Origin of the sequence: Halomonas sp. LC1 (assembly GCF_030247125.1) — a bacterium.
Taxonomy (GTDB): domain Bacteria; phylum Pseudomonadota; class Gammaproteobacteria; order Pseudomonadales; family Halomonadaceae; genus Vreelandella.
Genome location: NZ_JASSPG010000013.1, coordinates 1 through 17,621 on the forward strand (window position 1 = coordinate 1; position 17,621 = coordinate 17,621).

The window sequence follows — 17,621 nt, forward strand, 5'->3', positions numbered from 1 at the left end:
CCTAATGCGACCACCTATCGCCCTGTGCTGGCAATTTTTGCCACTGCGTTACTCATCGATTTTTCTGCCAGTTGGGAGGTTCAGTGCATAATATTCACTGCACGCGTGCTAGAGTATGCCGTAGCCACAGCGATCATACCCCCGGGTCTGCAAAAGCTGCAGGGCGTAGCGAGCTTTAGCGCCATGTTTCTCAACTATGACCTGCACGCCCAGCGCCAAGTCCCCTTCAGTTACGTTTACCTTCACGCCTAGATACTTCCGAAGCTACTAATTGCTGGCCGATACGCTTATCTGGCTGGCTGCGCCACTGGCGCTATTCGTTGGCACCGTGTGACAGGTTCTGTCTTTAAAGCGATATACCTCGATAAACGTGAGCTCAAGTGCGCCTGTGTCGGCAACAGTAATACCCATTAAGCTTTGTATCGCTCACCGAAAACCTAATGATGATGGGAATGAGGCTATGGATACCGCTTGGGTAATTATCGCCTACTTTTTGCGAGGCGCTTGATCAGGATCATATTTCCCTCCGATGCTGTTCAGGTTGCGTTCAGACAAATCATCCATGCTGTTATTGGGGTTATTTATTTGATTTTTCCCAAACCAACGGCCTTGACTGCTGTTGGCTCTTTGGGCGAGTTACTGAGGTGATTATGAGTAACAGTACAAGTAGTCGTTTGCTGATGTTGTGGGTGCCACTTGCTGGGTTTGTCATTTGGGCGGGATACCTGATTGGAACCGAGCACCGTCTCCACCTATTTCAGTTCTTACCTTTCCTCTTTTTGGCAGCATGCCCACTGATGCATATTTTCATGCATAAACACCACGGCGGTCATAAGAACAAAATAGACAAGGACTGAACCACTCTATATATACATGTACGCGCCTGGGAGAAAGACCATGAAAACGACACAAAAAGAGCACCGCTTGGGTGTTTCCAAAAACACACTGGTGACTCGGAATTTAAAAATCAAGCCTAGTAAATCCAAACGCATTGAAGAAGCGCTGTCAGATATCGACCGACTCTATGGAATGGATAAGGTGGTCTACAACGAGAAAAACCGAAATATCAGCCTTGCTTACGATGCGCTGAGGCTCTGCATCGATGACGTTGAAAAAATTCTCAAGCTCCATGACATACAGGTCAGCGCTGATCGGTGGAACCGCTTTAAGAAGGAGTATTACCGTTTCGTCGATCAGAACGTTAAAGACAACGCTAAACAGGAACCTTGGAGCTGTCATTAATAGTCATAACGGCTACATGACACAACCAGGAGCAAGACTAGCTAGTTTAGGGTAAGAGCTGCTTGCCTGTGGCCTCGCAAAATCAGACCTTCCGTTAGTCATTTGCCATGTGGCTGCACATAGGTTCTATATTTAATTTATATAGCATCAAAAAACACCGCACAGGAGTCCTCGGCAGTTATTGCTGCTGTGGTTGCCGTTAATACAAGGAGTCGCTTTCATGGTTGGGCAGGATAGAACGCCACAATATAAAGAAAACAGTCTTTCGTTGGTCGGTGCCGTTGCATTAGGCACCGGCGTGATGATTGGGGCCGGTATTTTTGCGCTAACCGGCCAAATGGCCGAAATGACTGGTCGGCTATTTCCTCTAGCCTTTCTGGCCGCTGCCGTCATTGTCTCTTTCAGCGCTTATTCTTACGTTAAAATGTCCAATACCTTCCCATCAGCAGGTGGGATTGGCATGTATTTACAGAAAGCGTATGGCCCGACGCTTCCCACCGCCTTTCATGCCCTCCTGATGTATTTTTCCATGGTGATCGCACAGAGTTTTTTGGCGAGAACGTTTGGTTCCTACACGCTTGAGTTGTTTGACCTGGGGGATCGTTCACTATTTGTGCCCCTACTCGGGGTTGGTTTACTGCTAATAGCCTTTTTGATCAATTTATCCGCCAACCGCTTGATCGAGACCGTCGCCTCGGTGCTCGGATTTATCAAAATAGGTGGCATTATAGTGTTTGGTATTGTCGGCGTGTTTATTGCCGACTCCATCGAAATGGGTGCTGGCAACGATGCACCTACGCCTACGATAACGGGCTTTTTAGGCGCTACGGCGCTCGGCATACTGGCATTTAAAGGCTTCACGACGATTACCAATAGTGGTTCGGAGCTTAAAGATCCTAAGCGGAATCTTGGCAAAGCTATCACGATCTCGATTGCGCTATGCGTGGTGATCTATGCCCTTGTCGGTTTTGCCGTTGCCAGCAACCTATCTTTGCCTGAAATTATCGAAACCCAAGACTACTCCCTGGCCGCCGCTGCCCGTCCCGCACTGGGTGAAGCGGCAGTTGCGTTTACCGTCATTCTCGCCATGTTGGCAACGGCGGGCGGTATCATCGCCAGCGTCTTTGCCGTTTCACGCATGCTCGCCATGCTGACAGAAATGAAGCTGGTTCCTCACCGCCATTTCCACATGCCCGGCAGTGTACAAAAGCATACACTGGTGTACACCATCGTATTTGGCTTAGTGCTCACCGCTTTTTTTGACCTGAGCCGCATCGCAGCATTAGGCATCATTTTCTACCTGATCATGGATATGGCCATCCACTGGGGTGTGCTTCGTCATCTCAAGGACAGAGTGGGGGCTAATCCTGTTATTCCTAGCATTGCCATACTACTAGATGCTGTCGTGTTAATCGGCTTTTTATGGGTAAAAGCCATCTCGGACCCCATGGTGCTCATCGTTGCTGGCGTAGTAATGGCTACTCTTTTACTCGGCGAATGGATTTTCCTATCCAAACGCGACGCTTCAAACGATAGCGAGCACTCTCACACTCATTAACGTTAATAGCGTTATAGGAGGTACCAAATGGACGTTAGAACCTTTGGTGAATTGATCGATTGGACCCGTCAGTTACACGAGCATCTTGCAGCTTGCCTTGCTCATTGCGCCGATATACACGAAGAAGAGCGCGCTCGCATGTTGCTCAATTACTTAGCTGCACAGGAAGCGGAAATGCAGCGCGTTGTGGCGCGCTTTGAGCAGACTGCTGACGCGAAAGCATTAAAAACCTACGTTTATGACTATTTGGAGCATAAACCTATCCGTACGCATCGTACCTGCGATGCGCCCTATTCCACGCTAAGTGTTGACGACATTTGCCGAGAGGTTTTTGATTTCCATGAACAAACGATAAACCTTTATCGAACCCTCGTTGGCAAAGCGGAAATTCCTGAGGCTAAAGAGCTCTTAGATTCCCTTTTAGCACTTGAAGAGCACGAAGCCATGCGCCTTGTTCGCCAAACGGGGAGAATGAACGATGTCTGAAGACCATAACGAGACAAAGGTGAAAGACCCTGTTTGTGGCATGGACGTTGATCCCCATACCTCCCGCCACCGTGCCGATCACGCGGGTAAGACTTGGTACTTCTGCTCAGAAAAGTGTCAGGAAAAGTTTATTGCCAAGCCTGATGCGTATCTTGAGCCAAGCAAACAGTCACAAGCGTCAGTACCCTCGGGGTCTATTTATACTTGCCCGATGCACCCAGAAGTTCGACGAGAAGGCCCAGGCGACTGTCCAATCTGTGGCATGGCGCTGGAACCTGAGACCGTCTCTGCTGACACCGGCCCTTCGGACGAACTCAAGGACATGACCAGGCGTTTCTGGATCGGCCTAGTACTGACCCTCCCCGTGTTTGCCCTAGAAATGGGTGGCCACGTGTTTGGCCTTATGCATTTTATTTCCCAGCAAACCTCTAACTGGATTCAACTGCTGCTGGCAACGCCGGTAGTCGTCTGGGCAGGTTGGCCATTCTTTGTACGCGGATGGCGTTCGCTAGTGCATCGCAGCCTTAATATGTTCACGCTAATCGCGATCGGTACCGGCACCGCGTTGCTCTACAGTTTGCTGGCCACCCTCACACCGGGCATCTTTCCCGACGCCTTCCGTCAAGCCGATGGTTCGGTGGCCGTTTATTTCGAAGCAGCGGCAGTGATTGTCGTTTTAGTTTTACTGGGACAAGTATTAGAGCTACGCGCTCGTGAAAAAACCTCTGGCGCTATTCGTGCTCTGCTCGACTTGGCGCCTGCTACCGCTCGACGCCTTGATGATCAGGGCAATGAGGAAGATATCTCTCTTGACCAGGTTCAGGTAGGGGATCGTCTCCGGGTGCGCCCCGGCGATAAGGTGCCATTAGATGGCGAAGTGATGGAAGGTCGCTCCAACGTTGACGAATCCATGGTTACCGGTGAACCACTAGCGGTGAAAAAGGAAGTCGGCGATGGCGTCATTGGCGGCAGCATCAATGGTCAAGGATCCTTTGTCATGCGCGCTGACAAGGTGGGCCAGGACACGATGCTGTCGCAGATTGTGCAAATGGTCGCCAGCGCCCAGCGCAGCCGCGCACCCATTCAAGGGCTTGCCGACAAAGTCGCCAGCATCTTTGTACCCGTCGTTATTCTCATTGCTGTTGTGGCTTTCATCGCCTGGTCATTGTGGGGCCCTACCCCGCCGATGGCGTTTGGCCTTATTGCGGCGGTTAGTGTTCTGATCATTGCCTGCCCGTGCGCGCTAGGTCTTGCTACCCCCATGTCAATTATGGTCGGTGTAGGGCGCGGTGCCCAGTTAGGCGTGTTGATTCGCGATGCCGAAGCTCTTGAACGTCTAGAGAAGGTCGACACCGTCGTCGTCGACAAAACCGGCACGCTTACCGAAGGCAAACCACGAGTGACCGAGTTGATTCTCACTGAAGGCATTGCTGAATCGGAGCTTTTGCGCTTGGCAGCTAGTCTTGAGCGAGGCAGCGAGCACCCCTTGGCCCATGCAATAGTCGAAAAGGCTAAAGAGGCAGAGGTAAAATTAACAGAAGCGTTGGACTTCGAGGCTCCCAATGGCATGGGCGTTATAGGCCAGATAGATGGCAAGCGTATTGCCCTGGGCAACCGGCTATTGATGGAAAGCGAGGGCGTTAACACCCAGTCTCAAGACACACATGCCGATCAATTGCGCAGCGACGGTGCTACTGTCATCTTTGCGAGCATCGACGGGAATTTAGCTGGGCTGCTCGCCATTGCCGATCCGGTCAAGGAAACCACCGAAGAAGCCATTCGTTCACTCCAGGCTGACGGCATTCGAGTGGTGATGCTGACAGGCGATAATCGCACCTCCGCCAACGCTGTGGCACGTCGGCTAGGCATTGATGAGGTCGAAGCTGAAGTGCTTCCAGAGGATAAAGGCCGAGTGATTCAGCGTCTCCGTGATGAAGGGCGCATTGTTGTCATGGCCGGCGACGGCGTGAACGATGCACCTGCGCTGGCTACAGCGGATGTCGGCATTGCCATGGGAACCGGCACCGATGTGGCGATAGAAAGCGCTGGGGTTACTCTACTGCGAGGAGATCTTACCGGTATTGCCACGGCGCATAAGCTCTCAAAAGCCACCATGCGTAATATTCGCCAAAATCTCTTTTTTGCCTTTGCTTACAACGCGGCAGGCATCCCCATTGCCGCAGGGATTTTGTACCCCTTCACAGGTATGCTGTTATCACCGATTATCGCGGCGGCGGCGATGTCACTCTCTTCAGTGAGCGTGATTGGCAATGCTTTACGACTTAGGATGATTGCTATTAAGTAAGGTTCTTCGTCACTTCACGTGGATTTGGCCTGATCGAATAGGCGGCCCACCGGGCTGCCAATCAGGTAGATCATGGCGATAAAGTTGGCCTCGTTACGGTAGCCACGTGCCCGTGACCGAGCCGCTTGGAACAGACCATTCATTCCTTCCAGTCTTGCGTTCGTCAGTCCCGAGAGCCAGCGTCTGACCACCGCGTCGGCGTGCCGCTCAAGCGTCGCCAGGGCTTTCCCCATCGGCTTCAGCAGTGGCTTTTCAGACACCGCCGCCTGCATGACCTTGAGGTAGTTCGTGATCCGTGATGCGCCACCGAGCCGCTCTGGGCGTTGGAGCCTTCTGGATCCAGCGTAGCTTCTCCTTGATCACCCACAGGCATCGGCCGTGGCGCTCTGATCGGCCACCAACTCCTGGAGCGCCGAAAGCTGTTTGGGTGTCAGGTTCTTGTTATCCAGGTTCTTCAGCAGGGCCCAGCGCAGCGACTTGGGGTGCCCCTGCTCCCGGCGCTCTTTCTTGCGTACCTCGTCCAGCCGCTTGGTGAAGGTCTGTACGATATGGAACCAGTCGACCGTTACCTCGGCCTTGGGAAGGTGCTCGGTCACGCCGCTAAGGAAGGCTGGCGACATATCACAGACGACCTCGACCACATTATTCGGGTCGCCGCCATGGGCCGCCAGGAAGGCGCTGAAAGCCTGGATGGCATCCTTGCCGCAGCCTGGGACGGCAAAGATAACCGGTTCCCGCTTGCGCTGCATGTCGAGGAACACCGTGACATAGCGATGACCGCGCCGGGAGGCGGTTTCGTCCACGCCGACCGTCACCACCTTGGACAGATCCAGTTCCCCCAACATGCGGCCAACGTAGTGGTGCACGATGCGCCATAGTCGTTTGTCGGAAATCTCCAACTGGCGGGAGACGGCCAGTACCGGCATCTCCTTGACCAGTGACATGGCCGCTTGCTCGAACAGCAGGGTAAAGTCGCTGCCCGGCCGGGCCCAGGGCACCTCTATTATGCGCTTGACGCCATGGTCAGGACACTTCGTGCGCGGCACGCGAGCATGCAGGTAACAGTGATGCTGAAAGAAGTTCAGATGCCGCCAGGTTTTGTCGGCAAAGTCATGAGCTTGGCAGGCCTTACCACATTCTGGGCAGGGATAGAGACTGCCTCGCTCCGCCTCGACATAGAGGTCCAGGCGGTGGGGCGACACGGCGGTATCCAGGTACTGGTTCTTGAGGATCCAGGGCGCTTCCAAGCCCAGGCCGAGTGTTAGAATCTGGGTGCCGTCCATGTCATACCTCCTGCCGCTGTGGAGGTCATATTCTGGCCCAGCTCAGGGGGCGAATTCCACACCCAACGTCGAAGAGCCGAAAATGATCTGCCATACCACAACGAGGTCAGTGACAGCTAAGACGGTGATCAAAGCGTTTGACGAGTTTTAAGTGCGCAAAAAACTGTATTCTCACTTTGTAGTGCTCGATAACGCCAGGATACACCTTTCAGGCAAAAAGTCGTTGAGTGAATGCACACCGTTTGCATATGTTCGACCTACTCGCCAGAGTTGAATCCTGAGTGAGATATTGAGTCGTCAGATGAGGTATGTAAAGCCACTGTTAAGCGCTTTCCTCTCATGTGATCGCATCTGTGATGAGATACACCGGCCATTGAGTAGCTATGGAACTGATCATGCAATTAACGTTGAATGAGCGCTTGCTAGGACAGTATTTATTTTGGGGGCAAGCGATTCAAAAGCCAGTGAAACGCCAAGGAATGAAGTGGCGGTTTATCAAGGTCCTCTCGAAACTGGTTCCAGATCATGACTAACGAAACAATTATTAAACTCATTAGCATAGCTATAAGCCCCCATTTGTTCATCACTTATTTCTCCGTCTTGCGCTGCCTTTATATAATTTCGAGAAACCTGCAGGCCATTTTTTTCGGCAGCGTTCATATCAAGCGCCTCGATATCGTCATCCCATTCGTGCATGCTTAAGACCTCTCAGTTAATTTAACAAACTTTTTCATGCGCATGCGAGTTTTATCTGGGAAGCCCTACCTTGCCAAAAATCATCTAATCCACTGATATAAATGGGGTAAATACCATTTCCTGCTAGTAAGGCTCGTTAGAAAAATGCGCATGCACTTCAACATTATCACCCGTCTCTGAAAATTGCGCATAAGCATAAAAACTCTGATCATAAGCAATTTTTTATATGTATTTGCAAGATTATCCTCTGGCAATACAAGCCTTCACGTTACAGCCCTCCCCTCTGCTTTACCGATCAAGTGAAGCAGAGGGAGTTTTTCTTCACGAAAATAGACCTTTACTCAGCTCTGAAAGGGATGGCTTGATCAGCCAGAAAACTTCCCTTTAGAAGGCAAGAATCGGCCAGAAGCGGTCTTTAAGTCGGTACTGATATAACGCTTGCAACATGCGCGGCCTTGGAATGGAGCCGAAGGTGCAATGGAAAGGGCGTCGCTGTGCCTGCATTGGTTATACGTTTTACATACTGGGTTGAGACGCCGCGTCTTTCACTAAATATGCATATGAAATAAGATAACTCACCAGTATTCGATACTGGTCGTGAAAAGTATTAAGGATTGGATGGTTATTTGTAGGTACTTCCAATATGAAAACTTTGTTTTCAAAAATGAACTGCGACACAAACGCTTCATGGAGCTCCCTGTCGTTCCCAATTCCTGACTGCCGAATTATCTTGCTTGTGAACTCTGTTGCGTCAGGCACTAGCCCCTGCTCATGGGCTATTGCGTGACGCATCTTCTCAACTAAATGCACCGCAACACGTAAATTAATACCGAACTCATTTTTAGCTTCCCTTTTTTTAATGCCAGAAAACTCATCTGAGAAATAACTAAGCATTGGATTCAAAGTACGGGAACACTTCCCCGTCGCTTCAAAGTACGACGAAATTAGAAATTTCTCGAACTTCTCGTAGGCACTCATAAGCAACCAGCAGTACTGACTATTTTTATGCCAATAGGTTAAGAGCTTTAGTTCCTCAATGGTTGCTGTCCGAAACGCATATTTTTCAAGCTTCCCAGTGAAAGGATTGTCGAATCCAAAAGCCTCCCTACTCACGATCCCCTCAGATTCCTGTGAATCACTGTATCGCTCAAGAACTTCAAACTCCCTTTTGAAGGCATGATTAACGACCTGCTTCAACTGATTAAGGTCAGCCAGGTTATCCAAAAGTTCTTGGTATTTGCTATCAATCACACTATTCTGCATGTCTTATCCGTAACATATAACAGCTGAATTCACCGGACTTTCGCGACTTTATCCGCAAGGTCCGGTGGAATGATGGGTTGGGCGTCTTTTTTCTATGGCCTCGACTACTTGAGACCGTAGTACTTGAGTAGCGCCTCTTTGACCACATCCGTGGCGACTGCAACTCCCATTTTCCAAGTTCCAGACGCAGCCTTCTTGAGATTTTCAACCAGCCAGTTGCGCACTTGAGGCCCCATGGGCTCCTCGCTGCTCTCAGGCTCTTCTGAAGCAGCAAGATACGATAGCTCTTGGGCGTCCTCTTCCGCCATGCCAGAACCAATCAGAAACTGCGCCAAGCTCTTTGAATCATGCGGAGTCACCGTGACTTGGATCGTTGCCCCATCGCCGGTGGCCGCGATTGATGTGAAGTTGCCGTAGATGATTTGTTGGGCAATTTGCGTTGCCGCAGCCGCGCTAGGCGCCGATGGCAAAGCAGCAGGTCCAATGGCTACAGCGGCAGCATCTGGCACAGACTTCTCAAATTCAAGGGTGAGTTCGAGTACACGGCTGCGTACTGCGTGCCGAATAGAGGCGAGCGATGAGCGCGCGATGCTTCCAGTGACCGAATTGCACGCGTAGTCTGGATATACCTTGCCTTGAAGAAGAAGGATGAGGTCAGCAGCATCTATTCCCAAATGACCGCCATCTTCGGCGGTGGCAAGCAAGTCGTCCACTGCTGCGATGCTCTCCCGCATTTCGTGGCTTACCCAATGCTCCCCTGCGAACTTCTTCACCAAGTACGGTGATATAGGTGCGTTTTTTATACCGGAACCAAACGCTCCGGAAAAGTTGGCTTTGTATCTAACAGGAATAAATCGATAGTATGGGAGTTCCGCGTCGCGCGGGTACCCTTCCGACTCATGCCGAACCCATTCTGCAAGGGGCTGACTTCCTATCCGGGCTGCCAAGAGCCGAAGTCTGAGAAGTATTGGCCCAAGGTCCGCCCCCTCATGGAGTACGGCAGCTTGGATTTCATGAAGAAGGCTCATGCGCGCTCCCTGTATGACGACCAACGCAGAGCGAAACGGCGGCCCATTAGGATCGTCCGATTTACGCGAATTGTTAGCCAATTTTATAAAAGCTTCGACATACCAGAGGCTTTCTTGTGTATGCCACTTTTTTCAGCCTCTTCTTCGCCAACAGTGATAATATCACTCAATGTCCCACTGAACTGTTTCGGGGGGTTAAATAATTGCATACCGAAATACGTGCCACTAAAGTTAAGCTTCTCTTGCGAAATGTCACGCTTGTGACCAACAATCCGGGAAGTCCCACTACCAAGAACATACCACCCAAAGTTGGTAGCTAGTTGACTCAAGACATACAACCCAAAACCAGAATTGTCATAGATATTTTCAAGTTCAGATAGATTCGACGTCCGAGACACTCCCGGTTTAATAGCCATATTCAACGCTTCCATATCATTTTCAAATTCAAATGATTTCCTTAACGATTCGGCTATACCTACACCCTCGTCTACGACTGCAATTTCCACTTTCCCGTTATACCAACGCTGACCACAGACATAGCATTCGGTTGCACCCGAATGCTCGAAAACATTCCTTATAATTTCTCGCAAAGCATAGTTATACAACCTGTTTTCTTGCGTATCTTCCACTGTACCTGAAACAACACGAGCAAGACGTCGAGCTGCAGACATGATCTTTTCGTACCAGTCACGGATATTTTCAATATCAGAATTGAAGTCAGGCTTTGATATACGGGTTATAGGCAGATAAGTGCCTGAGCCAGAGGCTTGACCAACCACACTGCCTTCTCCCATTAAAATGTAATCAAAGAACCCTAAGTGAGATAAGTATGAATGGACCGATTGGGAACTATGTACCCCTGCTTTTTTGGTAAGGAGTTTATTGTCGTGACGATACCTTACCCATGTTCTTATCTTCGAACCCGCAACTAGCATGGCTGTCGGGAACGAATATCTCAGCGAAGAGCAATCTAGCGTCACCTCTCCAGTGTCCAGATTAGAGTCCAACTCCTCGAAAAAATCGTAAAGCGTGTCTCGGTCAAATCTCGTAGGAAAATAGATTGTGTGCATCGAGTTTAATCCATAGGGGCTAACAGGTATTAGACTGCCCATTCTATGATTGGATAAACGTGCCGGCACGTTTATCCGACAAATGCAGCCTAAAAGATGTGTTCTAAGCATATGACAGATATCATAATTAACTTCCATTGGGCTGCATATCACCAATGAACGTGCTCGCTGCATTTACCAGCATGTCCGCTCAGGGTCGCTAACAGCGACAGTCGGCCAGAAGCGGCCCGATCCCAGCAGGCCAAGAAGCAGCACTTTTAGGAGCGATTAGTCTGTATTCCAAGCTGCCGGCGTGGCAGTGTCCAGGTTACAGTTCAGCTGGCGGCAGCTTCCCTGGCACGTTTATCGAAAGCTTTGATCCAGTCCAACATAGCTTGGACATCCACCAATAGTTCATCCGGATCGGGTAGCCAAGTCGGGGTCTCCGTTGGTTGAGAGTGCTCGAACGCGGAGTATTTGGTCATCATCCCGTTGATCATGGCGCAATCTTCAGAGGTGATGGCGTTCAAGCTTTTCAGCTTACCAAAGGTGTGGATCTCACGACGGTAGCGATTGATGATGCCGGAGCAAAGGTGATCCTCGACTGATCGCTCAACGAGGATACGGAAGTTGCTGCATGCATCCTTCAATGCGAGCGCTCTTAGTGGGGCGTCATACTTTTTGATAGCCCCGATACTGCTGATCATTTGGCCAAATCCAGCCTTTGGCTTAAGTGAGAACACGTCGATGGTTGCAGGCATGCCTGTGCTAGCGCCGTCACGCCCGATAGACTCAACGTGGACATCCACGGGCGAGAGCCCGACTGCTGGCCTTTGCGCAGCAGCGTTTCCAAGGAGCACCATCAACGACAGACGATGGGTGAACACGATCACCTGACGGTCTTTGGCTAGGTCTACTAGACGTTTCGCGACGGCCTCCTCATAGCGTTGGTCCAGCGACGAAATCGGGTCGTCAAAGATGACTGGCAGTCCTCGATCCGAACCGGTAGCATCGGCTAGAAACGCGGCCAGCGCCACGATCCGTTGCTCGCCTTCACTCAGGATCTCGCGGTTTTTCACGGGTGTAATTGCGCCTTTCAGCTCGATGTAGAAACTGTAGACTCCTTTACCTGCAGCCCGGTGGTTCATTCGCACTGGAAGCGCACTGCCCCCAAGTGCTTGAAGCTCTGCGTTGAATCGGTCGCAAAAGCCCTTCGCCAACTCCGTTTCGCCGATCGCATTGCTTTTTATCGTGAGCGCTCTGGTCTGGGTAAGCTGAATAGCGGCTTCGATCGTCGCCACGCGCTTGAGGCGCACAACTTCTGCTTTGACCGCTTCGATTTGACCGGCAAGCCATTCCTGGGCTCGAAGCTCGCGCAAACGGGTCTCCTTCTGGGATCGCCCTCCAGGATCCAACAGGGTTGCTAGCGCATCGCGTTGGGACGTTGTTGTTGCCACAGCATGGCCAAGCGCGTCCGTCCAAACCGACCAAGTTACAGGTGGGACGTCAGCCAGATCCGTGGCGCTACTCATTGCCTTGAGCCTGGCGTCTATCTCATTGGCAAGCGCGCTGGCTTGCTGAGTGTCGAGACCGACGGCACTACACTGCGATTGCCATGCTGGCTCGGCGATTTTGTTAGGGAGTGACTTCGTCAATGTGACCAGAGCATCTTCAGCGGCTTTTGCCTCCGTCTGCAGAGTATCGTTGAGATACTGCTCGAAGCTTGTCAACCGTTCTTTTCCTTCGGGTTCGAGCGGTTGCTGGCATAGCACGCAGCGCGCCCCCTCTCCCACATGCGGATGGCCATGATCCGGGTAAGCCGAGGCGGTTGAATACGCCTTTGCTGCTTCCCACAAGGTCTGCCAGACCGAGTCTCCGACACCCATCAAAGGCAAACCGTTTATGAAGGACGTCGCGTATGCGGTGGCCGCTTGGCGCTTTCTAATCGAGATATTGCGCGCCAAGATGAGGGCTTCTGCTCGCTCGTTGCCCAAACTTTCCATCAGGCCCGAAACACTCTCTCTCAGCTTATCCAATCGATCTAAATCACCCACGGTCTTGGCATGGGCTACCGCAGGGTTTGGCTGGGCGAGTGCTGTCTCTAACGCGAGGCGTTCCTGAAGAAATGCGTCGGAAAAGACACAAGCCTTCCCGATCTCGTCATCGCTAAGGTTCGGCTTTAGTCTTTGAAGATAAGTAGCCGCCGATGTCTGCGCATAGTCTGGTGGAACCACCGGAAGCTGGCTGATGAGCTTGTCAGCACGAGCCTTCAGGCGATCATTGACGCTATCAGAAATCCTAATTAATACGCCGACAAAGCGCATGGCGCGGGGGAGGTGGGTGGCGGTGCTTTCAGTGTCCCCGAGTTCCAGTGCGGTGGCAGAGTCGAAGACCGGCACCGCGTTGAGTTTGGGGTGTGGCCCGGCGACAGCCTCCCACTGAAGTTCACTCGATATCGGGCTGTCTTCGTTCGAACTTAGTGTGGTGACCCTCACCTTAGCAGAGGCGATCTCGGTTACATCATCGAAAACGTTGCTGTGTATTGTTCCTTTCGCACGCGCGCCACAAATATGCTTCATAAGCCGCGCATAGCCTGACTTGCCTGATCCATTAGCACCGTAAACGACGGCCATGTGCCCTTTGGAAAGATCCAAAGAAGCATCCGCGCCGATGGCGTTCACTCCGCGGATGGTCGTCAAGGAATCGATCCGCAACGCACCAGCGCCTGTGGTTCCGAGAATAACGCCGGGGGCCAAAGCAGGATGCGTTGCATCCAAGGTCTTGGCTGCTTCTGCCATACAGTGGGTGGTGAGGGCTTTGAACTCATCTTCTGTAGGCATGCGCCTGTTCTTGATGACCCCATCCGCTGCCATGCGCAACCAACTGGTGCGAGTATTCAGCCAATCTTCCAGCTTAATGGGCACAGCCGCAGCGTCTTTCTTACTCATCAATGACATACTCCATGTTCAGCAATGTGCCAGAAAGGCAACGCGCCCCTTTCTCATATGAAACTTGGTCACACTCAAGGGTAAGGGAGCGCTAGTGGAATTTGCCCTCAAAACCTGAGAGATATTTCCAGGCCGAACTAATAACCTGGATGCCTCGACTGCAAACGCCCACCGGTACTGAACGGTAACAACCAACAATTTGGGCAGTCGTGGAACGGATTAACTTTTGCGGTGCGACTTCCGCTTTGGGTTGATATCAGCCATTAACTCGCCCCTGTACTCATCTGCAACACAAGCTCATAAACCCCCGCAGGATCGTCCTCAATGCATAAATTGGGGCTTTTACCATCCAGCTGCGGATGCGCTGTTTTCATCCAGCGTCTTGCCTGTACCTCCCCCATTACCTGAACGGCTGCTTCCCAGACCTTTTCTCTGCTGGGGGTGTTGATGATTTCTCTGCCGACATCGCGCATATTCTGCCATCCTTGAATGTCGTCAGGTTCCGGGGCATTTGGATCGCATTGATCAAGTAGGATGTTGAGCCGAGCAGGTCTGACTGCTGATGCTTTCTCTAGCAGTGTCGATGTCTTCAGCAACGCGTCTCGTAACCAAGCTTCAACAGCTGCGCAGACATAATCATTTTCTTGCGGTGGCACCACAGCGCTAGTGTTGCCGCTTTGAATGATGAAAAAATATTCGGGGATAGGCAGTGCGCGACCATCACGGAGGTAAGCCACAATCTCACCGCTCATATCGGGCAGGTAAGCATCACCGCTTTGTAAGCACTCCAGTGCTTGGCGAAACGTTTCTAGTGGTTGGGGGAATCTGTCCCGTAAATCAAAAGCGCGGAAAGCAAACACACTTTGTAAAGGGTCGTTAGTAGACGGCTTGGCTGGGGGCATCCTGCTCTCCAATAGAATACGCACTGCTATTTTCTAAACCACCTTAGCACCAGATTATTAGATTTGCTCACCATTCTGAGCTTTTTCCATTAGCATCGCTGCCGCTTAAAGCTTAACGTTCACTAATTCTTCCCAGCGCGTGGTGTAACGCGGCGTGCGGTGTTCAGCGCGTAATGTCCAGGTATTTCCTGCCCGAGGCAGCCCTAGTTGTATTGTCCCTCGCCCTAGTTCTCGATTGAGCTTGTCGACAGTAGCCATCAACCGTTCACTACGCCTTGCTTCTTCCTCTGTTTGCGGTGTTTCTGTCAGTGTCAGTTGGCGGTTGGCTTTGGGGGAGAGATCGAGAAGCATGATGCCGGCTTTATGGTAGGCGTAGCCCTTACGCCAGAGCTGCCGGAGCCCTTGAATCGCAGCATGAATCAGCTCGCGACTATCGTCCGTCGGGCGTTCTAGTGTCACTACCACGCGATTACGGTACTGTGGCAAATCTTGTCGAAACGCATTGGTGCGCACAAACACCATCACGGCGCTGGTGACGCTGTGCTGCTTGCGTAGTTTTTCACCCGCGCGGGCAGCATGTTGGCGAAGGGCTTCACGCAGGTCATGAGGGCTGGAGGTGAGGCGCCCAAACGAGCGGGATACCATGATCTGTTGTTTGGGTTGGCTCATATCGTCGAGTTGAATCGCAGGCTGTCCGCGTAATTCCCAGACAATGCGTTCCTGCACCACGCTGAAGTGACGCCGAATGTGCTTTGGATCGGCTTCGCGCAGCTGCCAGGCGGTGTCTATCCCCATCACGCGTAACCGTTCGCCGGTACGTCGTGCAATGCCCCATAGTTCGGTCACCGGTAGCTGTTTGAGTAGCGCTTGAGTGGCATGGCTATCCGCCGTTAACAGGCAAACACCTTGTTCTTGGTAGCCTGGGTGTTTCTTTGCGGCGTGGTTGGCTACTTTGGCCAATACCCGTGTCGGCGCAAAACCGACCGAAACCGGAATTCCCGTCCATTGCCGTACTGTCTGGCGTAATTTTTGCCCATAGGCTTCTAGGGTCGCAGGTTCAAAGCCGTGAAACCCCACAAAGCTTTCGTCGATGGAGTACACCTCTACGTCCGGCGAAAACTCTGTTAGTGCCTCTGTCACGCGACGGCTCATATCCCCGTAAAGCGCATAATTACTCGACAAGAGAATAGCTTGGCGGCGGATAAACGGCGGCAGCAAATGCATGGCCGTCCCCATCTCGACACCCAGCGCTTTTAGCTCATTGGAGCGGGCCACCACACAACCGTCGTTGTTAGAGAGCACACCAACAGGTCGCCCTTCTAGCGTGGGATTAAACACCCGCTCACAGCTGACGTAGAAATTATTGCAATCGACCAAGGCTATCATAGCGGTGTAGCACCTGGCAGGCTGTGCAGGACATGTGTTACGACACCCCACACATGCGATTCGCGACCCTCCAATGGGATTGGCTTATAGGCAGGGTTACTTGCTCTCAGGTAGGCACGTTGCCCGACACGCTCTAGCCGTTTAACAGTGAGTTCGCCATCGACCGCAATAACAATCACACGCCCAGGCAGCGGCTCTAGGCTGCGATCCACCACCAGCAGGTCACCATGATGGATGCCATCACCTAACATTGAGTCGCCTTCAGCACGCACAAAGAAAGTGGCCGCAGGTCGCTTAACGACATGGCGATGCAGATCCATCTCCGCATCCAGGTGGTCATCAGCGGGACTTGGAAATCCTGCCCGCACAGCACTGGCGAACATGGGTAACGGTTGGGGTACGGGGCATAGGGCAGCAGTGCCTATGAACGAAGCGGTTGTGGTCATACGCCGAGCCTCTAAAATAACTGTTGTTTCATACAGTATACGGAGAGGCGCCGCATCAACAAGCTCTGAGTAGAGATTTATCGCTTCCTGTCAGGGTCTTCCCCGAGTTCTTTTAAGGATGGTGTCGCAAGCTCATCAGCATGGGCGGTCTCAGGCGTTAGCCCATCAAGCAGGGCTGCTTCCCAGTCCTCGACACCAACGGGTTCAAACGGCTGCTCATAGCGCTGTACGGAGCCTTTGAGCTTTTGCAGTGGGTTATTTTGTGGAGTCTCCACCGGTGCTTGTTCTTCACCTGACATCACAGCCTCCTTGGTTGGCATTGCCATTATTTTTAAACTGCATCTTGCGCGATGATGCACGCGTGGTAAGGTTAATTAATCTTAACCATGACATTGGCATCGCTGCATGAATCATCAACCCAAAAGACGATGTTTGCTACAGAGTATTGCCGCCATTCAGCCTGGCTACCCCTTTCGTGGAAAGCTAGAGCTGGATAGCCAAGGCGATGCTTTTGTTGTGCAGTACCGCCACCTTATCGTGGGTGAAGCCCTTTATGACCCACAAGGCAAAACGCTGGATCGGGTGACGTTGCCAGGCCGAAAACACCCAGAATATCTCTGTTCAGGCGACATCCTGTTTATGGCCAAGGGCACACGTAACGATGCAGCGGTGGTTCGGGAGCTTCCACGTAATACCGTCTGCACGCCGAATTTCTATCACATCCGGCTAGCCCCCAATGCGTGCAACGTAATGCCTGAGTTTTTGGCTTGGCAGCTCAACCATGTGGATGCCCAGCGCTATTTCGCCATGTGCTCTCAAGGGTCAGCAGCACCCAGCATTACCAAGTCACAGCTGGGCAACCTGCCTATTGTGGTGCCGCCTATTGAGCAGCAGGCGCTGATGGTCAAACTGGCCGATGCCGCCACCCGCGAACAACAGCTTTTTAACCAGTTAATCGAAAATCGGCAGCGCATGGTTGATGCCGCTGGCCACCAACTACTTCGTCCTAATACGACGACAGGAAAATGA

At 51.9% G+C, this 17,621-nt stretch carries 15 protein-coding genes and 2 pseudogenes; 7 read left to right on the forward strand and 10 right to left on the reverse strand.

Annotation, left to right across the window (positions count from 1 at the left end; all coding sequences use genetic code 11):
- From QIT27_RS16665 to QIT27_RS16690, 6 genes and pseudogenes are all read left to right on the forward strand, one after another.
- Positions 1 to 252 (forward strand): annotated as a pseudogene (locus tag QIT27_RS16665) (glutaredoxin); the annotation flags it as partial.
- Between the two features lie 428 nt (positions 253 to 680).
- Positions 681 to 857: a DUF2933 domain-containing protein gene (locus QIT27_RS16670; RefSeq protein ID WP_230805127.1), complete on the forward strand. Its 177-nt coding sequence runs from the start codon at positions 681 to 683 to the stop codon at positions 855 to 857.
- Positions 858 to 897: 40 nt separating this feature from the next.
- Complete coding sequence (locus QIT27_RS16675) at positions 898 to 1,242, forward strand: cation transporter (protein WP_285264457.1); 345 nt, start codon at positions 898 to 900, stop codon at positions 1,240 to 1,242.
- Positions 1,243 to 1,462: 220 nt separating this feature from the next.
- A complete protein-coding gene (locus QIT27_RS16680) occupies positions 1,463 to 2,800 on the forward strand; it encodes an APC family permease (RefSeq protein ID WP_008958468.1) in 1,338 nt (445 codons plus the stop codon).
- A 27-nt stretch (positions 2,801 to 2,827) separates the two neighbouring features.
- Positions 2,828 to 3,286, forward strand: coding sequence for a hypothetical protein (locus QIT27_RS16685; RefSeq protein WP_008958467.1), 459 nt, complete (start codon positions 2,828 to 2,830; stop codon positions 3,284 to 3,286).
- On the forward strand, positions 3,279 to 5,591 hold the full coding sequence (locus tag QIT27_RS16690) for a heavy metal translocating P-type ATPase (RefSeq protein ID WP_008958466.1): 2,313 nt from the start codon (positions 3,279 to 3,281) through the stop codon (positions 5,589 to 5,591). Before QIT27_RS16685 ends, QIT27_RS16690 begins: the two co-directional genes overlap by 8 nt.
- Positions 5,592 to 5,605: 14 nt before the next feature.
- Here the strand turns inward: QIT27_RS16690 and QIT27_RS16695 are convergent.
- The 10 genes and pseudogenes from QIT27_RS16695 to QIT27_RS16740 all read right to left on the reverse strand — a co-directional run bounded on the left by QIT27_RS16695 (position 5,606) and on the right by QIT27_RS16740 (position 16,891).
- Positions 5,606 to 6,874: pseudogene (locus QIT27_RS16695) on the reverse strand (ISL3 family transposase).
- Between the two features lie 495 nt (positions 6,875 to 7,369).
- On the reverse strand, positions 7,370 to 7,570 hold the full coding sequence (locus QIT27_RS16700; RefSeq protein WP_285264458.1) for a hypothetical protein: 201 nt from the start codon (positions 7,568 to 7,570) through the stop codon (positions 7,370 to 7,372).
- Between the two features lie 516 nt (positions 7,571 to 8,086).
- Positions 8,087 to 8,833 (reverse strand): hypothetical protein, encoded by a 747-nt coding sequence (locus QIT27_RS16705; protein ID WP_285264459.1) that lies wholly within the window; start codon positions 8,831 to 8,833, stop codon positions 8,087 to 8,089.
- Positions 8,834 to 8,937: 104 nt separating this feature from the next.
- Positions 8,938 to 9,861, reverse strand: a complete 924-nt coding sequence (locus QIT27_RS16710; RefSeq protein WP_285264460.1) for an AbiTii domain-containing protein — start codon at positions 9,859 to 9,861, stop codon at positions 8,938 to 8,940.
- Between the two features lie 83 nt (positions 9,862 to 9,944).
- A complete protein-coding gene (locus QIT27_RS16715; protein WP_285264461.1) occupies positions 9,945 to 10,931 on the reverse strand; it encodes an ATP-binding protein in 987 nt (328 codons plus the stop codon).
- A gap of 314 nt (positions 10,932 to 11,245) precedes the next feature.
- Positions 11,246 to 13,858, reverse strand: coding sequence for an AAA family ATPase (locus QIT27_RS16720; RefSeq protein ID WP_285264462.1), 2,613 nt, complete (start codon positions 13,856 to 13,858; stop codon positions 11,246 to 11,248).
- Between the two features lie 263 nt (positions 13,859 to 14,121).
- Positions 14,122 to 14,760 (reverse strand): hypothetical protein, encoded by a 639-nt coding sequence (locus QIT27_RS16725; protein ID WP_285264463.1) that lies wholly within the window; start codon positions 14,758 to 14,760, stop codon positions 14,122 to 14,124.
- 105 nt (positions 14,761 to 14,865) lie between these two features.
- Positions 14,866 to 16,146: a Y-family DNA polymerase gene (locus tag QIT27_RS16730; RefSeq protein ID WP_285264464.1), complete on the reverse strand. Its 1,281-nt coding sequence runs from the start codon at positions 16,144 to 16,146 to the stop codon at positions 14,866 to 14,868.
- The gene (locus QIT27_RS16735) at positions 16,143 to 16,592 is read right to left on the reverse strand and encodes a LexA family protein (RefSeq protein WP_136938100.1); all 450 of its coding nucleotides are present in this window, start codon (positions 16,590 to 16,592) and stop codon (positions 16,143 to 16,145) included. The genes QIT27_RS16730 and QIT27_RS16735 overlap by 4 nt, the downstream gene beginning before the upstream one ends.
- Before the next feature lie 77 nt (positions 16,593 to 16,669).
- Positions 16,670 to 16,891: a hypothetical protein gene (locus QIT27_RS16740; protein ID WP_285264465.1), complete on the reverse strand. Its 222-nt coding sequence runs from the start codon at positions 16,889 to 16,891 to the stop codon at positions 16,670 to 16,672.
- A 133-nt stretch (positions 16,892 to 17,024) separates the two neighbouring features.
- Here QIT27_RS16740 and QIT27_RS16745 point away from each other — a divergent pair, with 133 nt between their 5' ends.
- A complete protein-coding gene (locus QIT27_RS16745; protein WP_285264466.1) occupies positions 17,025 to 17,621 on the forward strand; it encodes a restriction endonuclease subunit S in 597 nt (198 codons plus the stop codon).